The organism is Bacteroidota bacterium (genome assembly GCA_018266755.1).
GTDB lineage: Bacteria > Bacteroidota > Ignavibacteria > Palsa-1295 > Palsa-1295 > JAFDZW01.
Genome location: JAFDZW010000005.1, coordinates 1,408,644 through 1,425,887, shown reverse-complemented (window position 1 = coordinate 1,425,887; position 17,244 = coordinate 1,408,644). Strand labels below are relative to the sequence as shown.

The following is a 17,244-nucleotide window of genomic DNA, read 5'->3' as shown; positions in this document are numbered from 1 at the left end:
CTGCTTGCTTTGTTTGACGCCCAAAATCATTCTTCGATGCATGTTGTTAATACTGTGCTGTAAGTACAACCCACCATTTAGAAAGTCGAAAATATGGCACAAAGTCTGACGCATAAGATACTCTCCGCACACTTGCTCTCACACACCTCGCTGCCGAAACCGGGTGAGGAAGTCGGCCTTCGCATCGACCAGACACTCACGCAGGATGCGACGGGAACAATGGCGTATCTGCAGTTCGAGTCGATGGGTCTCGATTCGATCAAGACGAAAGTATCTGTCAGCTACGTCGATCACAACATGCTGCAGACGGGTTTCGAGAATGCTGACGACCATCAGTATCTGCAATCGGTCGCCGCGAAGTATGGGTTGTTCTTCTCACGTCCGGGTAACGGTATCTGTCACCAGGTGCACCGCGAGCGCTTCGGCGTTCCGGGCGATACGCTCCTCGGCTCCGATTCGCACACGCCGACGTGCGGCGGCCTCGGTATGATCGCCATGGGCGCCGGCGGTCTTGATATCGCAATGGCCCTCGCAGGACAGCCGTTCTATACGCCGATGCCGAAGGTGGTCGGAGTGAAGCTTACCGGAACGTTAAGCGATTGGGTAACGGGTAAGGATGTGATCCTCGAAATGCTTCGCCGCCTTACGGTGAAGGGCGGTACAGGCCGCATCATCGAGTACTACGGCGAAGGCGCACACAATCTTTCCATGGGCGACCGCTTCACGATCTGCAACATGGGTGCCGAGCTCGGCGCAACGACGTCGCTCTTCCCGTCGGACGAGAAGACACTTAGCTTCCTCAAGGCACAGAAGCGCGAAGCGTCGTGGCAGAATTTGAAGGCAGATGATGGTGCGACCTATGATGAGAACGTTGAGATCGATCTCAGCAAGCTCGAACCGCTGATCGCACAGCCCCACATGCCGGATAACGTCGTGACGGTACGCTCCGTCGCCGGCACGCCGATCGCACAGGCCTGCGTCGGAAGCTGCACGAACTCGAGCTACCACGATCTTGGAATTTCCGCTTACATCCTGAAGGACAAGGCTGTCAATTCCGGTGTGAGCTTCACGCTGACGCCGGGTTCGAAGCAGGTCTTCGAGATGATCGCCCGCGATAAGGACATGACACTTGCAAGCCTCATTCGCAGCGGTGCGCGCATCCTCGAGTCGGGTTGCGGTCCTTGCATCGGCATGGGACAGGCTCCGCCGTCGGGTTCGGTGTCGGTTCGTTCGTTCAATCGCAATTTTGAAGGCCGCAGCGGAACGGCTGATGCAAAAGTGTATCTCGCCAGCCCTGAGACCTGCGCAGCCTCTGCGCTTACGGGCGTCATCACCGATCCCCGTGACCTCGGCTTGCCGTTCACACATATCGACGAGCCGAACGAGTACATCGTTGATGACGACATGGTGATCGCACCGGGCAACGACCGTTCGAAAGTGGAGATCAAGCGCGGTCCGAACATCAAGCCGCTCCCGAGCTTTGACGCGGTACCACAGAATTTGCACGGCAAAGTACTGTTGAAGATGGTCGATAATATCACGACCGATCACATCATGCCTGCCGGCGCGAAGGTGTTGCCGCTTCGCTCGAACATTCCCGCGATCAGCGAGCATACGCTCGTTCGCGTGGATCCCGAATTCCCGAAGCGCGCAAAAGAGTGGGGCGGCGGTATGCTCGTCGGTGGTGAGAACTACGGTCAGGGCTCGAGCCGCGAGCATGCGGCGCTTGCACCGCGTTACCTCGGCGTCACGGCTGTGATCGTCAAGAGTTTCGCTCGTATCCATCTTGCGAACTTGATCAACTTCGGTATCCTGCCCGCGACGTTCGTCAATGCTGCAGATTACGACACCATCGCACAGGGTGATGAACTGGTGATCGAGAACGCCCGCGTGCAGATCGCCGAGCACCCGGAGAAGATCACGGTCACGAACAAGACGAAGAACCTCTCGTACGTCGTGACGAGCCCGCTCACCGAGCGTCAGCGTCACATCATCCTCGCCGGTGGTACGCTTGCCTATGCGAAGCAGGAAGCTGCGAAGGTGACGGCATAATCCGCTCCGAGATCGTATGACAATTGCACGCGATCATTTCGCCCAACTGTTGAGCTACAACAGTTGGGCGAATCAGCGTTTGTTCGGCGCCATTCCTGCCGAAGCGCTCGATGTCCCCCAAACCAGTAGTTTCCCGACCATTCGTCGAACCGTCCTGCACATCTGGGATGCCGAATGGGTGTGGTTCGAACGCGTCAACGGCCACAATCCCGGCGATGTCGATCTCGAACTCTTCGACGGCCCGTTCGACGAAGCGCTCCGACGCATGAAGCAGCAGACCGAGGCTTGGATCGCTCATGTCGCATCGCTCAGCGACGAACAGTTGCATGAAGTAATCCACTACCGGATGCACTCCGGCGTCGAGACAAGCCAGCGCTTCGACGAGATATTGCTGCATGTCTGCAATCACGCCACGTTTCATCGTGGGCAGGTTGTGACGATGCTACGCGCGGCCGGAGTGACGAGTATCCCGGGCACCGATCTAATCCTCTACTTTCGACGATAACGCTAGTCGCCACAAGCGGGTCGTATTGGGAATCTTCCCACGGCGTAAGGTGTCATTGAGCCATCACTAAGTCGCTCGTTCAATGAATAGAATCCCAACCTATTGCCTGTTCCTCCTCCTCGTCCTCTCCGGTACGGAGAAACTTCTAGCGCAGCCATACAACTGGCACCCGACGACGATACCCGTTACCGGCAGCATCCGATCGATGTATGTCGATGGCCAGAGTATGGTCATTTCAAAATACTATGGCGGCAGCGTGTTCTCGGCCGACGGAGGAGCGACATGGAGCAATACAACACCACAGATCAACGCGGGATCAGGGTTCATCAAGAGCGGCAACAGTATTCTGTCGTCCGGTTCTCAACGGTTATTGCGCTCCGATGATGGTGGACGGACGTGGCGTGAGATCGATACCGCAACCTTCAACCACCACCAACCTGGCGCGATCACGGTCTCCGGTTCGAACATCATCGTCGCAGACGAGTTCGGTAGCGGGGTGGTGGTTTCGAGCAATGCAGGGACAACGTGGACCATCGTAATGGCGGGACTCGCAAGTTCTGCTGTCACCTGTCTCGCTTCCCTCGGTACGTCACGCTTCGCCGGTACCACGTATGATGGCATCTATCGGTCAACGGACAACGGGATGAGTTGGTCGCTCGCGGGAGCTACCCTTCGTCATTCTGCGATCATTGACATGACCACATTGGGGTCGGATCTGTTCGCCGCGACAGCGCAAGGGATAGTGCGATCCACCGATTTTGGCACCTCGTGGCAATCGACCGGTCTGACGAACGTGGTCGTACTGCGACTGTACGCAGTTGGTGCTTCACTCTATGCGAGTCTGCCGAATGGTGGTGTCCTGATTTCCAACGACAATGGACAAACGTGGGGCGCAACAAGGCTCGGCGATGCGATCGTCCACGGCTTTGCGTCTTCGGGTCAAACCGTCTATGCCGGTTCCCAGATGGATGGCTATTATTCGTCGACTGACAACGGCAACACCTGGACGCAGCATGGGTACGAAGCCATCCAGCCGAGAACCATCCGTCTGGAACGGTCAGGTCGTACGATGTTCGTGGGTACAGGGAATTCGGCATACGCAACAGGCATCTATAGAAGTAGTGATGCAGGTGATCATTGGGTCCACTGCGATAGCGGGATGATCACCAGTGCAACGGGACGGCCGGTCGTCTACGATATCATGCCATTGGGCAATGTCGTCCTTGCGGGTACCGATCAGGGCTTGTTCCGCTCGACGGACTCTGGTCGCAGTTGGTCTCAGTCCACGGCATTCGCGCTGAACGCGACGGTCGAGTCGATCCGTGGCAACCGAGATACGATCTATGCATCGGTTGGAGACATCTTCCGCTCGTTCGATCTTGGCCTTACCTGGCAACCGATGCATTGTGGGTTCGTGAGCTCTGCGATGAAGGTCGACGGACGGAACATTGGGGCACTTGTTGGTTGGCAGACCAGGGATGAGCTGATCGTGTCGCGCGATCTTGGCGCCACGTGGGATTCGAGTTTCCTCTCGCGCAACGTCTCGTCGTACTGTTTTACTTCGAACCCGTCCACCGTGCTCATTGGCGCTGACTTCTACGAGATCGGCAACGACATGGGCAACCTGTATCCGTTCCTCAGCAGATCGATCGACAACGGCACCACATGGAACAGCTCCATCAGTTTTTTCGACGTCGGCTGGATGAAGGTGTTCGAGTCCGTAGGCACCACCGTGTTCGCCGACACTGCACGAGTCTATCACAACGATGCGCTCATCTACTCGAAGGATGACGGTCAGACATGGTTCAATGCCGGTTTGTCGGAAAAAGCATTGCGGTTGTTCGACCATAATAGCGATCTGCTTGTCGCAGCGGGGGACAGCATCTTCCGCACGACGTTCGCCGATACGCTTTCCGGCGTCGCACAATCGGGTGACGCGGGTGGGCTTCGCGTATTCGCTCACTCGGGCGGTCATGGTGAGGTCGATCTCGAATATCATGCTTCGCAGCCGCTGAGCGCAGATATTACTATCACCGACCTGCTCGGCAAAGTGCTCCTGTCAACATCTGACGATGATCACACCATCGGACAACGGCAGCACCGGTACGTATTGAGCTCAAGTTCTGCCGGTGTACTGTTCGTATCTGTTAACATCGCGGGAGTGTCTGGAACTGCAAAGGTGATCGTGGCTAACTGAAGGGACGAGTTCAATCCTTCCGACCCTTACAGACTACCCTCACCCGGAAGTATCTCCACCCAGATTCAGGCGGATGTTGCTTCGTATCTTTGCGCATCCACGTAACCCTTTCGCACATGCTCAATCGCTTTGTTCTTGCTATTCTGCTTGCCTCTATATTGGCTGCAGGGTGCAAACAGTCCACGGATAGTTCTACAAACAACGGGACCAACAACACTCCGACCGAAGTCACATTCGTCGAGCAGACCGGCAGGCCGCAATCAGGCGGTTCGGTCTCTGCGTTCACGGTTTCACCAAGCGGCATCGTCGTCGCAATTGTTGACGGGCGCCTGATGAAAGTCGATGCTGCCGCAATGACGCTGACGCAGATCGGCACCGATACGACGCTGCTGCACGTGGCATCTCTGTCGAATACGGAGTTGATCGCCACAACACGCAACGAAGTTCGCAAGTATGACATCTCGAGCGGCAGCTTCACCACGCTGACACTGCCCACCGTGACGAACGAGACGGCTCAGCCCGTCGTCACACCCACTGGCGATCTCTACATCGTCAATTCCGACGGATTCAACCGAAGCTCGTTCTATCGCAGCACGGACAACGGCTCGACATGGACGAAGGTCGTATCGCCCGACCTACAGTTTAAGTGCTATCTCATCGTCGCACATAACGGCGACCTACTCTCGGCATCGGCAAGCGGCGTGTTCCGTAGTAGTGACAACGCAACGACGTGGACTAAGCTTACGTCGAGCGGGATCAACTTCGTTGAAGTGCGGGTCTTCGAATCATCGAACGGAAATATCTTCTATTGGGCACCCAAGATAAACGGAATGCAAGTTTCGAGAGGCGGCGGAGCATTCACGAATATCGAAACGCAGACGAACATGCCTCCGCCGGAAGAGATGACCGAAGGCGACGGCGGTGCACTCTACGCGACGGGGTACGACGTCCAGAATGGCAGCGATGTCGTGATCTCCGCTCTTGCAAAGTCCACTGATGCTGGGACTTCATGGACTACGTCTATTCCTTGCACTGCAGGGCCTGTCGTTGCGACGGGTGGAATCGTCTATGTCGGGACGATCAACGATGCGGGCATTCTCAAATCGTCGGACGCGAAGCAATGGCAGACCATCGGGCGTCGCAGCGTGTCGTCGATCTTCGATTTTGGTTTTGACGTTAACCAATCGCTCTTGCTTTCTGCAGAAGGAGCGACGTACCGCGCGAACGGCTCGTCGTGGAATACGCTTGCCGCTGCGGGCAGCGGATGGCTGGCGACCGATGCACAGTCTCGCATCGCGATCGTTGGGGTCGGGTTGGGTGTGCTTCGCTCGACGGACAACGGCGCGACCTGGGCCACGAACGCCATGCCTACGCTCCTATCGAATGCGTGGCCGACGAGCATCATGTTCTGTTTCAATCGGACGAACGGCTACCTATTGCTCGGTTTGGCGCAATACAATCAGAATGTAGCAACCTGGACGAACGGGCTGCTGTCGCAGTCAACCGATGGCGGCAAGACGTTCACAACACTCACGAATGGGACGAACTTTACAACGATGACCGAGAACCCTTCGACGGGCAAGTTGTATGCCCACACCGAGAACTTCATCGAAGAACTCGAATCGGCCGACTTCGGACAAACGTGGCACACCTACGGCTGGAACAGCACTCCGCTTGCGTTTACCAATGCAGGCACTGCGCTATTTCTTAGCTCGGCAGGGTTCAAGACGGGGACGGTCGGGTCGACGGCATTCAAAGCTCTGAACGTACAGGGCATGCCCGCCGGAGTCGCGCTGAAGCGCATTCGCTTCGATTCGAACGATAAGATGTATGTTCTGAGCCCATCCCAGACGGACGGCTCGGTGCGCCTCTACCGCTCTCAGGACGCGGTCCGGTAGAAACAATCGTTGGCGCAGGACGTTAGACCAACGCATTCATCACTTCAGTAACGCGCAATGACTCACCACAATCTACGGTATCTGTTCTTTCTTCCACTCTTCGTGCTGGTCTCGTGTGCAGACCGCGGACAGACGCCGGGGAAAGGTTTTGAAGGCAAGATCGTCCAGAAGATCACGATCAACAAAAGCCTGATCGGCCAGAAGCAGGAGCGTGACAGCACGGATCTGACCGGCGCAGGCGCCGCACACGAAGCGGTAAACCCGAGCGGCCCATCGGTCGAGATCACCATGTTTGCAAAAGGCGACAAGGTCGCGTATGATATGTCCCTGATCGGCTTCCCGATCAAGATTCATACGATTATCGACCGCAATGCGCGTACGGTTGCGCTCTTGACGCCGGATAAGATGGCCTACGTCAGCGATCTGCATACGTTCGATAAAGTGAAGTCCGTTGTCGACGATTCCATCAACCGACATCATGACATGATCGATTCGCTGCAGGCCCACATGCCGCAGTCCGCCGGTCAAAAAAAGACGATCAACGGTTTGGCATGCGAGGAGTTTAAGACGAAGATCGGCGACAACGACCTGACGTTCTGGCTGACGCAAGACTCGCGTCTGCATTTCTACGATATCGTCCGCGATGCATTCCTTGGCAAGCAGCGCACCGGCATGGGTGGAATGGAAGAAGCGCTCGCGATCGTCGCACCGTTCCTCGGCGAAGGTCGGACGCCGGTTGTTGCAACGCTCTCACATAATGGCCAGACGCTGATTAAAAGCGAGATGGTCAGTATGTCCGAAGAATCGGTCAGTGACGATATTCTGACGATTCCGAGCGACTATAAGGTTGTCCGGCAAGACGAGCAAAAGAAACCGTTGCCGACCGGATCGGAAAAATAGCCGATTTCCAGGTATAGTGTTTATTGGCCCCTGTCCGCCATGGCGGACAGGGGCCGCATTTTTTCTGGAGGCAGGTGATACTTTTTTGAGGTCCGGGTGTTACTCCTATAGAGAAGCTCATGAGTCAATATCGTAACATCCTCTCGGCCATTGCGGCCGTCTTTCTTATTGTGTCCTCCGCTGCTGCACAGAACCCCGTCGCAGGAAGGATCATCGTGCGCGTAACTCCGGATGCCGTTGAACGCATGCGCACACTCTTTGAACCCGTCGTATCGAACGATCCGCACTTCGATCCGCAACGTTGCACACTTCGCGCAGAGTCGCAGATCCGCGACGTGTTCTCGCTCCCGGGTTCGGTCCGGGGTTTATGGATTACACCGCTGTTTGCACAGCATAATGTCGCGCTCGAATCGCTGCGCGAACGGACAAACCCGATTCTGTTCTCGAATTCCAAACTCACGACTCGTATCGCAGAAACCGAGGCGCTTGCGATGCTTCGCTCGAGCGAAGACCGCATTGCCCGATGCTTCGAACTGCATTTCGATCCGAGCACCTCACCCGCTGCGATTGCCGTTTGGCTTCGGAAGTCAGGGATCGTGGAATTCGCCGAGCCGAGATTCGCGTATGCAACGACATTCGTGCCGAACGACTCGCTTCTGTCGATGCAATACTCGATCGCAACGATGCATGTGACCCAAGCGTGGGACAAAGTGCGCTGCGATTCGACGATGCTTATTGCAGTCGACGACATCGGGACCGATTGGAATCATCGGGATTTGCGCGATGCGATCTTCGTCAATCAGGGTGAAGTAGGGCTGGATTCGCTCGGGTACGACAAACGCAGTAATGGCATCGACGACGATGGCGACGGGTTCGTCGACGATTGGCACGGCTGGGATTTTGCTGGCGCCGACGGTTCGACGTCGGATAACGATCCCAGTACGTTCGCCGAGCATGGCACCCACACGGGCGGGATCATGGCTGCCGAAGGAAATAACATTACCGGCATTTGCGGCATCGCCTTTGGCGCCCGGTTGCTTCCGTTGAAATGTGGCGACGATCTCGGCGGCAGCGTCGCGTTCGGTTATGAAGGGATCGTGTACGCGGCGGATATGGGCGCGAAGATCGTGAATAACTCATGGGGCGGCACCGGTTTCTCGCAGCTCGGACAAGATGTGGTGAACTATGCGACGGCGAAGAATTGCCTCGTAGTTGCCGCTGCGGGAAACGACCAGACGCTTGAGGATTTGTACCCGGCAAGTTTTAATCATGTGCTTTCGGTCTGTGCGACCGATCAACTCGACGGGCTTGCATATTTTTCGAGTTATGGCAGGCATGTCGATGTCGCCGCTCCGGGGCAGGGAATCGTGAGCACAATCCCATCCGATAAGTATCGTTCGATGGACGGTACCAGTATGGCTTCGCCGAACGCAGCGGGTGTTGCGGCGTTGGTGCGCCAGAAGTTTCCGAGTCTCACACCCGATCAGGTTGCCGAGCGCATTCGTTCGACGGCACGCCCAATTAACCTTACAGAACAGGACCGCCAAAACGGATTCACGGGTCATGGGATCGTTCAGGCGGACTCTGCACTGGATCTTACCAAGCCACACCATTCGGTTCGAATTGTCAGTGTAACGATCGATGATCCCGACGGCGACGGAACATTGCAAAGTGGCGAAGGGGCGAATATCGTGCTTTCGGTTCGTAATTTTCTCGATCCGATCGAGCACCTCACGGCCCACATTCAAGTCCTCGACCCTACTCCGGGTACGATCTCGTTCACATCGAACGATCTGCAATTTCCCGATGCGAATACCCTCGATGTTGTACAGAATGTTTCCGGGACGCTGCATGTCAATGTCAGTCCGACCGCCGGGCTTGACCTCGTCATTCCGATCCGTGTGACCTTCAGCAATGGTACGGATTATCAGGGCGACATCGATTACTTCACGCTTGTGATCAACCCGTCGTATCTCGATCTGAACAAAAATACCATTACAGCGACGATCAGTGCGAGGGGTGATGTCGGCTTCAACGATCCTCCGAACAACGAGCAGGGAAGCGGCTTCACGTGGGTCGGTGCGCCGCCGAGCATTCTCGCCAGCGGCAAGACTGCGCTCTTCGATGCCGGGTTGATGGTTGCGACCGATCCCGATCATGTCGTATCGTCGGCGCCCAGCGCCGCAAATGACCTTGTCTGGGATCAGGATTTCCGGGTTCTCGAACCATCGCACTACATACTCGAACCGGACAAACCGGGCGCACTACAAGAGATCGAATGTCGCTTCGACGATTCGCCGGCGGACTCGTCGCTGATCGCACAGCAAGTCGGTGTGAATGTGCACGCAACGGCGTATGAATTCGGCGGTGCCGCAGCGAATGCGGTCGTTCTCGATTATGTGCTATCACATCAGGATGCGCTCAACGGTATTGCAGCTTCGGACCAGACAGCCGTGGCGCTCTACATGGATTGGGACGTCGGCTCTTCGGGAGCGAATAATGTGTCGATGATATCTCCGCTGGATTCGATGCTTGCGGTCACGAAGCGTCTTGATCCCGGTTTCCCATTTGTCGGCGTCAAGATCATTTCTGCGCTGCCCGACGGTACCTCGTTCAATCTCTTTGCGATGCTCAACGATGGGAGCGATAGTGGGATCGGAGTCTTCAACGGATATCCCAATGCGAACAAGTTTACGACGATGACAACGCCTCAGCTCTTGAGCGGCCCTGGCGACGTCTCGATGATCTACGGACTTCGCAACGTACCGCTCGCGTCGATGGATTCGGTCCATGTAACCTATGTGTTCGGCTTCGGCGTGGACGATTCGGACCTCAAGCGTACGATCGATAACGCGACCGCTGCGTGGTTCGGGACGAGCTCCGTCAGTCAGGCAGTGGCATCGGGCTCTCTGTTGCGATGCTATCCGAACCCATGTGAAGGCATGCTGCATATCGAAAGTCCGTTTGACGGTGCGCAGGATGTCAGGGTCTACGATGTCCTCGGCAGAACGGTGTATCGGTCGCGTATGACCGGGCAGCAAACGCTTGTATCGCTGCCGACGCTGGATGCGGGGGCATATCGGCTTGTTGTCAGCACACCGACCGATTCCCGCAGCACTCAGTTGATCGTTCGCTAAGCAGAGTGACTTAGGAAGCAAATGCCTTGAGCTCGTGGCGGGCAATGACCATGCGCTGCACTTCGCTCGTTCCTTCACCGATCGTGAGCAATTTCGAATCGCGCCAGTATTTCTCGACCGGAAATTCTTTGATATATCCGTACCCGCCGTGGATCTGGATCGCTTCTTCGCAGATATTCACACATGCCTCCGACGCGAACATCTTCGCCATCGACGCGGCTTCGCCGTAGGGTTGGCCCGCATCGCGCAACGATGCCGCCTTGTAGGTGAGTAATCGTGCGGCATCGAGCTTCATCGACATCTGCGAGAGCTTGAACTGAATACCCTGCATCTCTGCGAGCGACTTGCCGAACTGTTTCCGCTCTTGCGCGTATTTCATCGCGGCTTCGAATGCGCCTTGCGCGCAGCCGACACTCAACGCCGCAATGGAAATTCTACCACCGTCGAGGATCTGCAGCGCCTGCACGAATCCCATGCCTTCCTCGCCGATAAGGTTCGCCGCCGGCACACGAACAGTATCGAGCAGGAGGCTCGACGTGTCGCTTGCTCGCATGCCGAGCTTGTTCTCTTTCTTCGACGCCGAGAACCCTGGCATCGACTTATCGACGACAAATGCGCTGATGCCCTTTGGGCCTTTTGCACGGTCGGTAATGGCCATGATCACGGCCGTCTTGCCGTAGGTGCCGTGCGTAATAAAATTCTTCGCTCCGTTGAGGATCCAGTGGTCTCCATCGCGAACACCCGTCGTCTGCATGCCGCCGGCATCGGAGCCGGAGCTCGGTTCGGTCAGGCCCCATGCGCCGAGCACCGAACCGCTGGCAAGATCGGGGATATACTTCTGTTTGAGTTCGTCCGACGCAAACGCAAGGATATGACCGGTACAGAGCCCATTATGTGCAGCGATCGACAGTGCAACCGCCGGGCAGGCACGGGCGATTTCTTCGATGATGATTGCATTCTCCATCGCACCGAGTCCGGCGCCACCGAGTTCGGTCGGGACCATGATCCCCAAAAACCCAAGTGACGCCATCGAAGCGAACGCATCGAGTGGGAAGGTCTGCGTTTCGTCCCATTCGAGGGCATGCGGTTTAATCTCGGATTCTGCGAACGAGCGCGCAGCGTCGCGGATGGCTTGTTGGTCTTCGCTCAAATGAAAATCGAGGGCGTCGGTCTGCATGGATGCACAAAAGTTAGAACTACAAATATACCCGATTCAACCGGGGGATCGGTACTAAAAGGCTCTTGGAGGAGTCGATGTGAACAGGAGACGACTTACGGTTTCGGTTCTTTCGGTTGCACGATCGGCTGTGGCTGCGGGGTTGTCGTCGGCTGAGTCGGAGGAGTATGCTGATCGTGCATCGGTGTCTGCGCGTTCGGGATCGTCGGAAGCACGCCACCGGTGCTGTCGCCACGTTTGGTCGAATCCGGTGTGGCGACGGCGCCGTTCCAATTGGTATTGAAGAATATCATTTTCGGCTTCATGGCCTCGTAGGCATACTTCATGAAGCGTCCCCAGATCGGCGCGGCAGCACGGCCGCCTTGGCCGTCGGACCCGGTGAAGGTCACGCGTTTATCGTCGAAGCCGACCCATGCGCAGGCGGTGTAGTACGGTGTATATCCGCAAAACCAGGCGTCGGCAAAGTTCTGTGTGGTGCCCGTCTTGCCGGCAGCGGGATAGCCGAAAAACCTACGAACGCCGCTGCTTGCCGTTCCGCCGTCGACAACAGCTTTGAGGCAGATCGTGATCATCTGTGCGATCTTCGGCTCGAAGACCAGATCGTACTCCGGTTTTGCACGATAAATAATCTTGCCGTTGCGGTCTTCGACACGAAGCACGGCAAACGGTGTTGCACGAACGCCATCATTGGCGAAGGTCGAATACGCGCTCGCCATTTCGAGCGGCGAGACTTCCGCCGTACCGAGCGCGATCGACGGCACCGCAGGGATGTTCGACTTGATCCCGAGGCGCTTCGCCATCTTCACGACATCCGAAATGTTTGTCAACTCGGTGATCGCATGCACGGCGCAGAGATTGCTCGACCATTGCAACGCGCTTCGAATGGTCATCGGGCCGCCCACCGCCTCGCCGGCGAAATTCTGCGGACGCCATACTTTGTCACCGTCGGGCATCTCGATCGGATCATTCGAGACTAACGACTCCGGCGTGTATCCCTTCTCGAAGCAGCTTGCATAGACGAACGGTTTGAACGAAGAACCGGGCTGTCGGATGATCTGCGTAACGTGGTTGAGGCCGTAGCGGTGTTCGCGGTAGTTCGAACTGCCGACCATCGAGAGAATCTGCCCCGTCTTCTGATCGATGCAAACAAAACCCGCTTGCAATCGGAGCTCTGAGACTTTCACGCTGTCGATAAATCTCTGATCTGCACGCAGTTTTCGTTCGAGCTTCTCACGCATTTTGTCGTCCTCGGTATTTCGTACTTCCGGATTGTTGCGTGCAGCATGCGCGACAAGCGAGTCGAGCAATTCTTTATGCGATTTCCAATTCCATCGCTTATCGACAACAGTCTTTTGGTATTCCGCGATGTGTTCATCGACCGCGCGGTTGGCGGCGCGCTGCATCTGTGCGTTGAGGGTGGTGTAGACCACGAGGCCGTCGCGGTAGAGATCATAGCCCGCAAGCTCCGGCATCTTCGAAAGCTGCTGGCGTACCATCTCCACGAAATGCGGCGCGACGCCTTGATACGTGCGTGCAGGGACTACTTTGATCTTTTCCTGGCGGTACTTATCGCACGAACTCTTGTCGAGATAGCCGGCATCGACCATGTTCTCCAGAACGGTATTTCGACGGGCAAGCGCGCGATCGTAGTTGTCGTCGGGGTCGTAGTTCTCCGGCCCCTTGAGCACGCCGACAAGGAATGCGCACTGCGCCGGCGTCAGTTTCGACACGTCCTTGCCGAAATAGACCTGACTTGCCACGGCGACGCCGTATGCACCGCGACCCATGTAGCAGACGTTCAGGTACATCTCCAGAATCTCGTTCTTCGTATGCGTACGCTCGATCTGGATGGCGCTGACGGCTTCGCGGAGTTTGCGCAGCGGAGTTTTTTCTTGCGAAAGGTACAGATTACGTGCAAGCTGCTGGGTGATCGTCGAAGCCCCTTGCTTCGGGCTGAGCGTGATAATGTCGGTCCAGACCGCTTTGAACGTGCGCCAGACGTTCATGCCCCAGTGATCGTAGAACTCGCGGTCTTCGGTGGCGATCAGTCCGTCGATGAGCGCCTTCGGCACTTCGCGAAGCTTGACAGTGGTGCGGTTCTTGATGAAGAACTGATCGAGCGGCTCGCCATCGGAGCTGATGATACGTGTCGCTAATTCGGGATGGGGGTTCTCGAGCTGGTCGAGTGTCGGGACGCCTTTGAGGACTTCGTAGGTCAGCCACGGGAAGCCGACGCCAAACACGAGAACAAGTACGATCACCAGCTTCCGTTTTTTCAGGAATGCCGTAAACCGCTCCCACGGGGTTACCCCAAACTGTGAGAGATGGTCTTGGGGCCCTTCGTAGCCCTCGAATTCTTCGTATTGCTGGTCGTCCACGATTACAAATCTACAACGAGAACGTCAGATAGTTGCTTCCGGTGCGGTCTCGAGTCGGAATTGTCCGTCGTCGAAGACGCCATACGAATAGTGTTTGAGCCAATCGCCAAGATTAATATAATACCCCGTGCCGATCTGCTCGAACTGTGGCTTATGCCGGTGCCCCATAATGACATAGTCATAGCCTTCGGCGATTTTTTTCTCTGCGAAGATGCGCAGTCCGTCCTGCTGTTGCAGTGCGTCGCGGTTGTCGGTGTATCCTCGCGACGTGCTGCTCATTCGTTCGGCGATCCAGATCCCGATATCGGGATGAATCCATGAATAGCACCACAGCAAGAACTTGTTCCGAAGGATCGAGCGAAGAATGAGATATCCTGTATCGTTGAGCGCCTTGCCGTCTCCATGAGCGATATAGAACTTCTTGCCGTCGATCGTTTCTTCGAGGTCGCCTCCATGAATCGGAATGTCGAGCTCCGACCGGAAGTAGTTGCGGTGCCCGAAGTCGTGATTTCCCATCAGATACTCCACTCGGATGTGCGAGCGGATACGCGCGAGCGCAGCAATGGTCCGCACATGCCGCCTCGGGATCACCTGACGGTACTCGAACCACGAATCGAAGAGATCGCCGACAATAAAGAGCGTTTGGGTTTCGCCGCGCGCTGCCTCGGTCTCGATGCGATCGAGCACCGCCAAGAGCCGGTTTTCGCGGCGGCGGTCAGCCTCGCGGTCGGTCCCGAAGCCCAGGTGGCAATCGCTGATGAAGTAATGCTTTGGCATTCGCGTACGAAAATACCGCCGTTGGAAACAACTTTTTGCAAGTTCGTGTCATACATTGCAGATGGACCCTGCACCAACGATACAGATCAGGCCGGCTTCGACACTCGATGCCGAGCAGATCGCCCGCATCAATATCGATGTGTGGCGCAGTACGTACGAAGGGATCATCGACCGCGCCGTACTCGATACGATGGCACTCGGAGACTATATTGCAAAGTGGCAGCGAATCCTTACACCCGAGATACCCGAGCGTCGCTGGTGCTTCGTCGCGACGCTCGGCACTGATGTGATCGGTTACGTCAGTGCCGGCACGAACGATGACAATGACGGATACGGGGCTGTGTTATATGCGCTCTACCTGCGGCCCGAGTACCATGGGCTCGGGGTCGGCAAATTGTTATGGCAGACAATGATGCATGCATTCGAGGAGCGGGGCGTCAGCTCGTTTAAGCTGTATGTACTGACGGCGAACAAGCTCGGCCGCCGATTTTACGACCGCTATCGTCCAGACGTCTGTCAGGAGGCCGATTTTCACCTTGACGGAGCGGTCTATTGCGATATGCTCTATGGCTGGAATGACGTATCGCATGCACTGGCGGAGTAACTTTCAGTGAGCTATCTTGTTGTATTAGTATGATCGTATCCGTATTCCACATGCTCCGCCGAGTTGGCTCCGCGGCCGTTTTGCTTCCGATTCTGTTTGTATTGGTGTTGCTTTCGGATGGGTGTACACCCCAATGCGATTACCCCGAAATCCGTGTGGCGAAGTTGCGCATCGTCAATGCGATGCCCGACCAGGACAGCGTGACGATTTGGCTCAATGGCCGCCGCTTCTGGCCCGATTATCCGTATGAAGTCTCCGTGAGTTTTCCGTTTGGGTATTACGATCACTACGCAGACGGAACGCCGCTGTCGATCGGCTCTACGTTTGTCGTCGTCACCGCCGATGCGGCAGGCCGCGATACGCTGGTGACGGATACCGTCAAACTCAATGTCAATCGGCAAACCCTGATCGTCATGGGCCGTGTGCATGCCGCGCCGACCGAACCCAACACGAAGAAGGTGCTCCTGCTTGACGACCAGACGATGGCGCCGGATCCGAATCATACGTACATCCGCTTCATCCATGCCATCCCCGATCTTCCGTCGCTCGATATTCATTGGCATACCACCCCCGATGGCAAACCGAATGCGACGATCGATTACGGGAAAGCGAACCCGTACTCCGATGTTCGGATGCAAGTGTACGATAAGGATCATCAAGATTCGCTCATTGTCACGGAAGCCGGGAATCCGAAGCATATCATTGCGCTTATTCCGTATGCATTCACGTCGAACGGTTTCTTTGTAACGATCGTGATCCGAGGCCGCACCAAGCCGATCGGAAACGAGCATTCGGCATCGACATTCATACTTTCCGATGCGCAAGGGGGCAGCTTCCTCAATGATTTCTCGACGTTCGGTGTGCGTATCATGAATGCATCGCGGTCGCTGTCGCAACTAAGCTTGCTGATCAAAGGTCCGGCCGATTCTGCAAAACAATACGACCCGCGAAGCAACTATCCGCAACAAGCGACGACAGTACTCGATATCCCGACGGATAGTCTCTCGTCCTACCTTGCGTTGAATCCGGGATTGAATGCATACAGTCATTACGTCTTCAGCACAACCAATATCTATTCTGCAACGACGAAGATGGACGAGTGGGTTGTCGGTGGTGCGCAGTCCGACGATCGGTACACGTTCGTGAGTGTAGAGAAAGCACCGCTGGGTTCACAAACTACATCGCTCGATCATTTGATCCTCCGCGATACGATGACGATTCCGGAGGACAGACGCTTCAATCGGGTGCGTGTTGTGATGGTTTCGCCCGATCATCCGAGCATCGCGGTTGGCATCTCAAGTCTGCAAAAATCGCTTGCATTCAAAGAAGTTGCGTATTTTGATGTGCCGGTTGGAGCGACAACGCTCACGCTGGCAGATGGCAGTGCGACCCGGAGTGTCCCCATGACCGTGGTTGCGAACCGCCCGATGTCGATCTATCTCCTGCCCGCGCAAAGCGGTGCCGGCTTCCCCGTGAAGATCGTTTCGGAGTGATCGCCATGCAGGCGCAAATCTGCGTGGAGGTGTAAAAAATTCAGTATTTTCGTTGTCCGCGGCTGTAGCTTGGATACAGGGGCTATAGCCATGTGTTGTGGGATCAGGCCGCTCGCGTCATCACCC

Annotated in this window: 11 protein-coding genes; 8 read left to right on the top strand and 3 right to left on the bottom strand. The window is 56.2% G+C overall.

Annotation, left to right across the window (positions count from 1 at the left end):
• The first annotated feature begins 93 nt into the window (after window positions 1–93).
• The 6 genes from JSS75_10700 (at window position 94) to JSS75_10675 (ending at window position 10,689) form a co-directional block, all read left to right on the top strand.
• Window positions 94–2,052: an aconitate hydratase gene (locus JSS75_10700; protein MBS1904164.1), complete on the top strand. Its 1,959-nt coding sequence runs from the start codon at window positions 94–96 to the stop codon at window positions 2,050–2,052.
• 16 nt (window positions 2,053–2,068) lie between these two features.
• Entirely contained in the window at window positions 2,069–2,557 is a 489-nt protein-coding gene (locus tag JSS75_10695; GenBank protein MBS1904163.1) for a DinB family protein, read from the top strand.
• A gap of 82 nt (window positions 2,558–2,639) precedes the next feature.
• On the top strand, window positions 2,640–4,754 hold the full coding sequence (locus JSS75_10690; protein MBS1904162.1) for a hypothetical protein: 2,115 nt from the start codon (window positions 2,640–2,642) through the stop codon (window positions 4,752–4,754).
• Window positions 4,755–4,870: 116 nt separating this feature from the next.
• A complete protein-coding gene (locus JSS75_10685) occupies window positions 4,871–6,652 on the top strand; it encodes an exo-alpha-sialidase (GenBank protein MBS1904161.1) in 1,782 nt (593 codons plus the stop codon).
• 57 nt (window positions 6,653–6,709) lie between these two features.
• Window positions 6,710–7,552, top strand: coding sequence for a hypothetical protein (locus JSS75_10680; GenBank protein MBS1904160.1), 843 nt, complete (start codon window positions 6,710–6,712; stop codon window positions 7,550–7,552).
• Window positions 7,553–7,671: 119 nt separating this feature from the next.
• Window positions 7,672–10,689 carry a S8 family serine peptidase gene (locus JSS75_10675; GenBank protein MBS1904159.1) on the top strand — a complete coding sequence of 1,006 codons (3,018 nt, stop codon included), beginning with the start codon at window positions 7,672–7,674 and terminating at the stop codon, window positions 10,687–10,689.
• 10 nt (window positions 10,690–10,699) lie between these two features.
• Here the strand turns inward: JSS75_10675 and JSS75_10670 are convergent, their stop codons facing one another.
• From JSS75_10670 to JSS75_10660, 3 genes are all read right to left on the bottom strand, one after another.
• Entirely contained in the window at window positions 10,700–11,866 is a 1,167-nt protein-coding gene (locus JSS75_10670) for an acyl-CoA dehydrogenase family protein (protein MBS1904158.1), read from the bottom strand.
• Between the two features lie 95 nt (window positions 11,867–11,961).
• The gene (locus JSS75_10665) at window positions 11,962–14,244 is read right to left on the bottom strand and encodes a PBP1A family penicillin-binding protein (protein ID MBS1904157.1); all 2,283 of its coding nucleotides are present in this window, start codon (window positions 14,242–14,244) and stop codon (window positions 11,962–11,964) included.
• 24 nt (window positions 14,245–14,268) lie between these two features.
• Window positions 14,269–15,021 (bottom strand): UDP-2,3-diacylglucosamine diphosphatase, encoded by a 753-nt coding sequence (locus tag JSS75_10660; GenBank protein ID MBS1904156.1) that lies wholly within the window; start codon window positions 15,019–15,021, stop codon window positions 14,269–14,271.
• Between the two features lie 61 nt (window positions 15,022–15,082).
• Here JSS75_10660 and JSS75_10655 point away from each other — a divergent pair, with 61 nt between their 5' ends.
• Window positions 15,083–15,625 carry a GNAT family N-acetyltransferase gene (locus JSS75_10655; protein MBS1904155.1) on the top strand — a complete coding sequence of 181 codons (543 nt, stop codon included), beginning with the start codon at window positions 15,083–15,085 and terminating at the stop codon, window positions 15,623–15,625.
• A 50-nt stretch (window positions 15,626–15,675) separates the two neighbouring features.
• A complete protein-coding gene (locus JSS75_10650; GenBank protein ID MBS1904154.1) occupies window positions 15,676–17,118 on the top strand; it encodes a DUF4397 domain-containing protein in 1,443 nt (480 codons plus the stop codon).
• Window positions 17,119–17,244 lie beyond the last annotated feature (126 nt).

Excerpts from the sequence above, each read along its gene's own strand:
- JSS75_10700 (MBS1904164.1), top strand. The coding sequence starts at position 94 with ATGGCACAAAGTCTGACGCATAAGATACTCTCCGCACACTTGCTCTCA.
- JSS75_10695 (MBS1904163.1), top strand. The coding sequence starts at position 2,069 with ATGACAATTGCACGCGATCATTTCGCCCAACTGTTGAGCTACAACAGT.
- JSS75_10690 (MBS1904162.1), top strand. The coding sequence starts at position 2,640 with ATGAATAGAATCCCAACCTATTGCCTGTTCCTCCTCCTCGTCCTCTCC.
- JSS75_10685 (MBS1904161.1), top strand. The coding sequence starts at position 4,871 with ATGCTCAATCGCTTTGTTCTTGCTATTCTGCTTGCCTCTATATTGGCT.
- JSS75_10680 (MBS1904160.1), top strand. The coding sequence starts at position 6,710 with ATGACTCACCACAATCTACGGTATCTGTTCTTTCTTCCACTCTTCGTG.
- JSS75_10675 (MBS1904159.1), top strand. The coding sequence starts at position 7,672 with ATGAGTCAATATCGTAACATCCTCTCGGCCATTGCGGCCGTCTTTCTT.
- JSS75_10670 (MBS1904158.1), bottom strand. The coding sequence starts at position 11,866 with ATGCAGACCGACGCCCTCGATTTTCATTTGAGCGAAGACCAACAAGCC.
- JSS75_10660 (MBS1904156.1), bottom strand. The coding sequence starts at position 15,021 with ATGCCAAAGCATTACTTCATCAGCGATTGCCACCTGGGCTTCGGGACC.
- JSS75_10655 (MBS1904155.1), top strand. The coding sequence starts at position 15,083 with ATGGACCCTGCACCAACGATACAGATCAGGCCGGCTTCGACACTCGAT.
- JSS75_10650 (MBS1904154.1), top strand. The coding sequence starts at position 15,676 with ATGCTCCGCCGAGTTGGCTCCGCGGCCGTTTTGCTTCCGATTCTGTTT.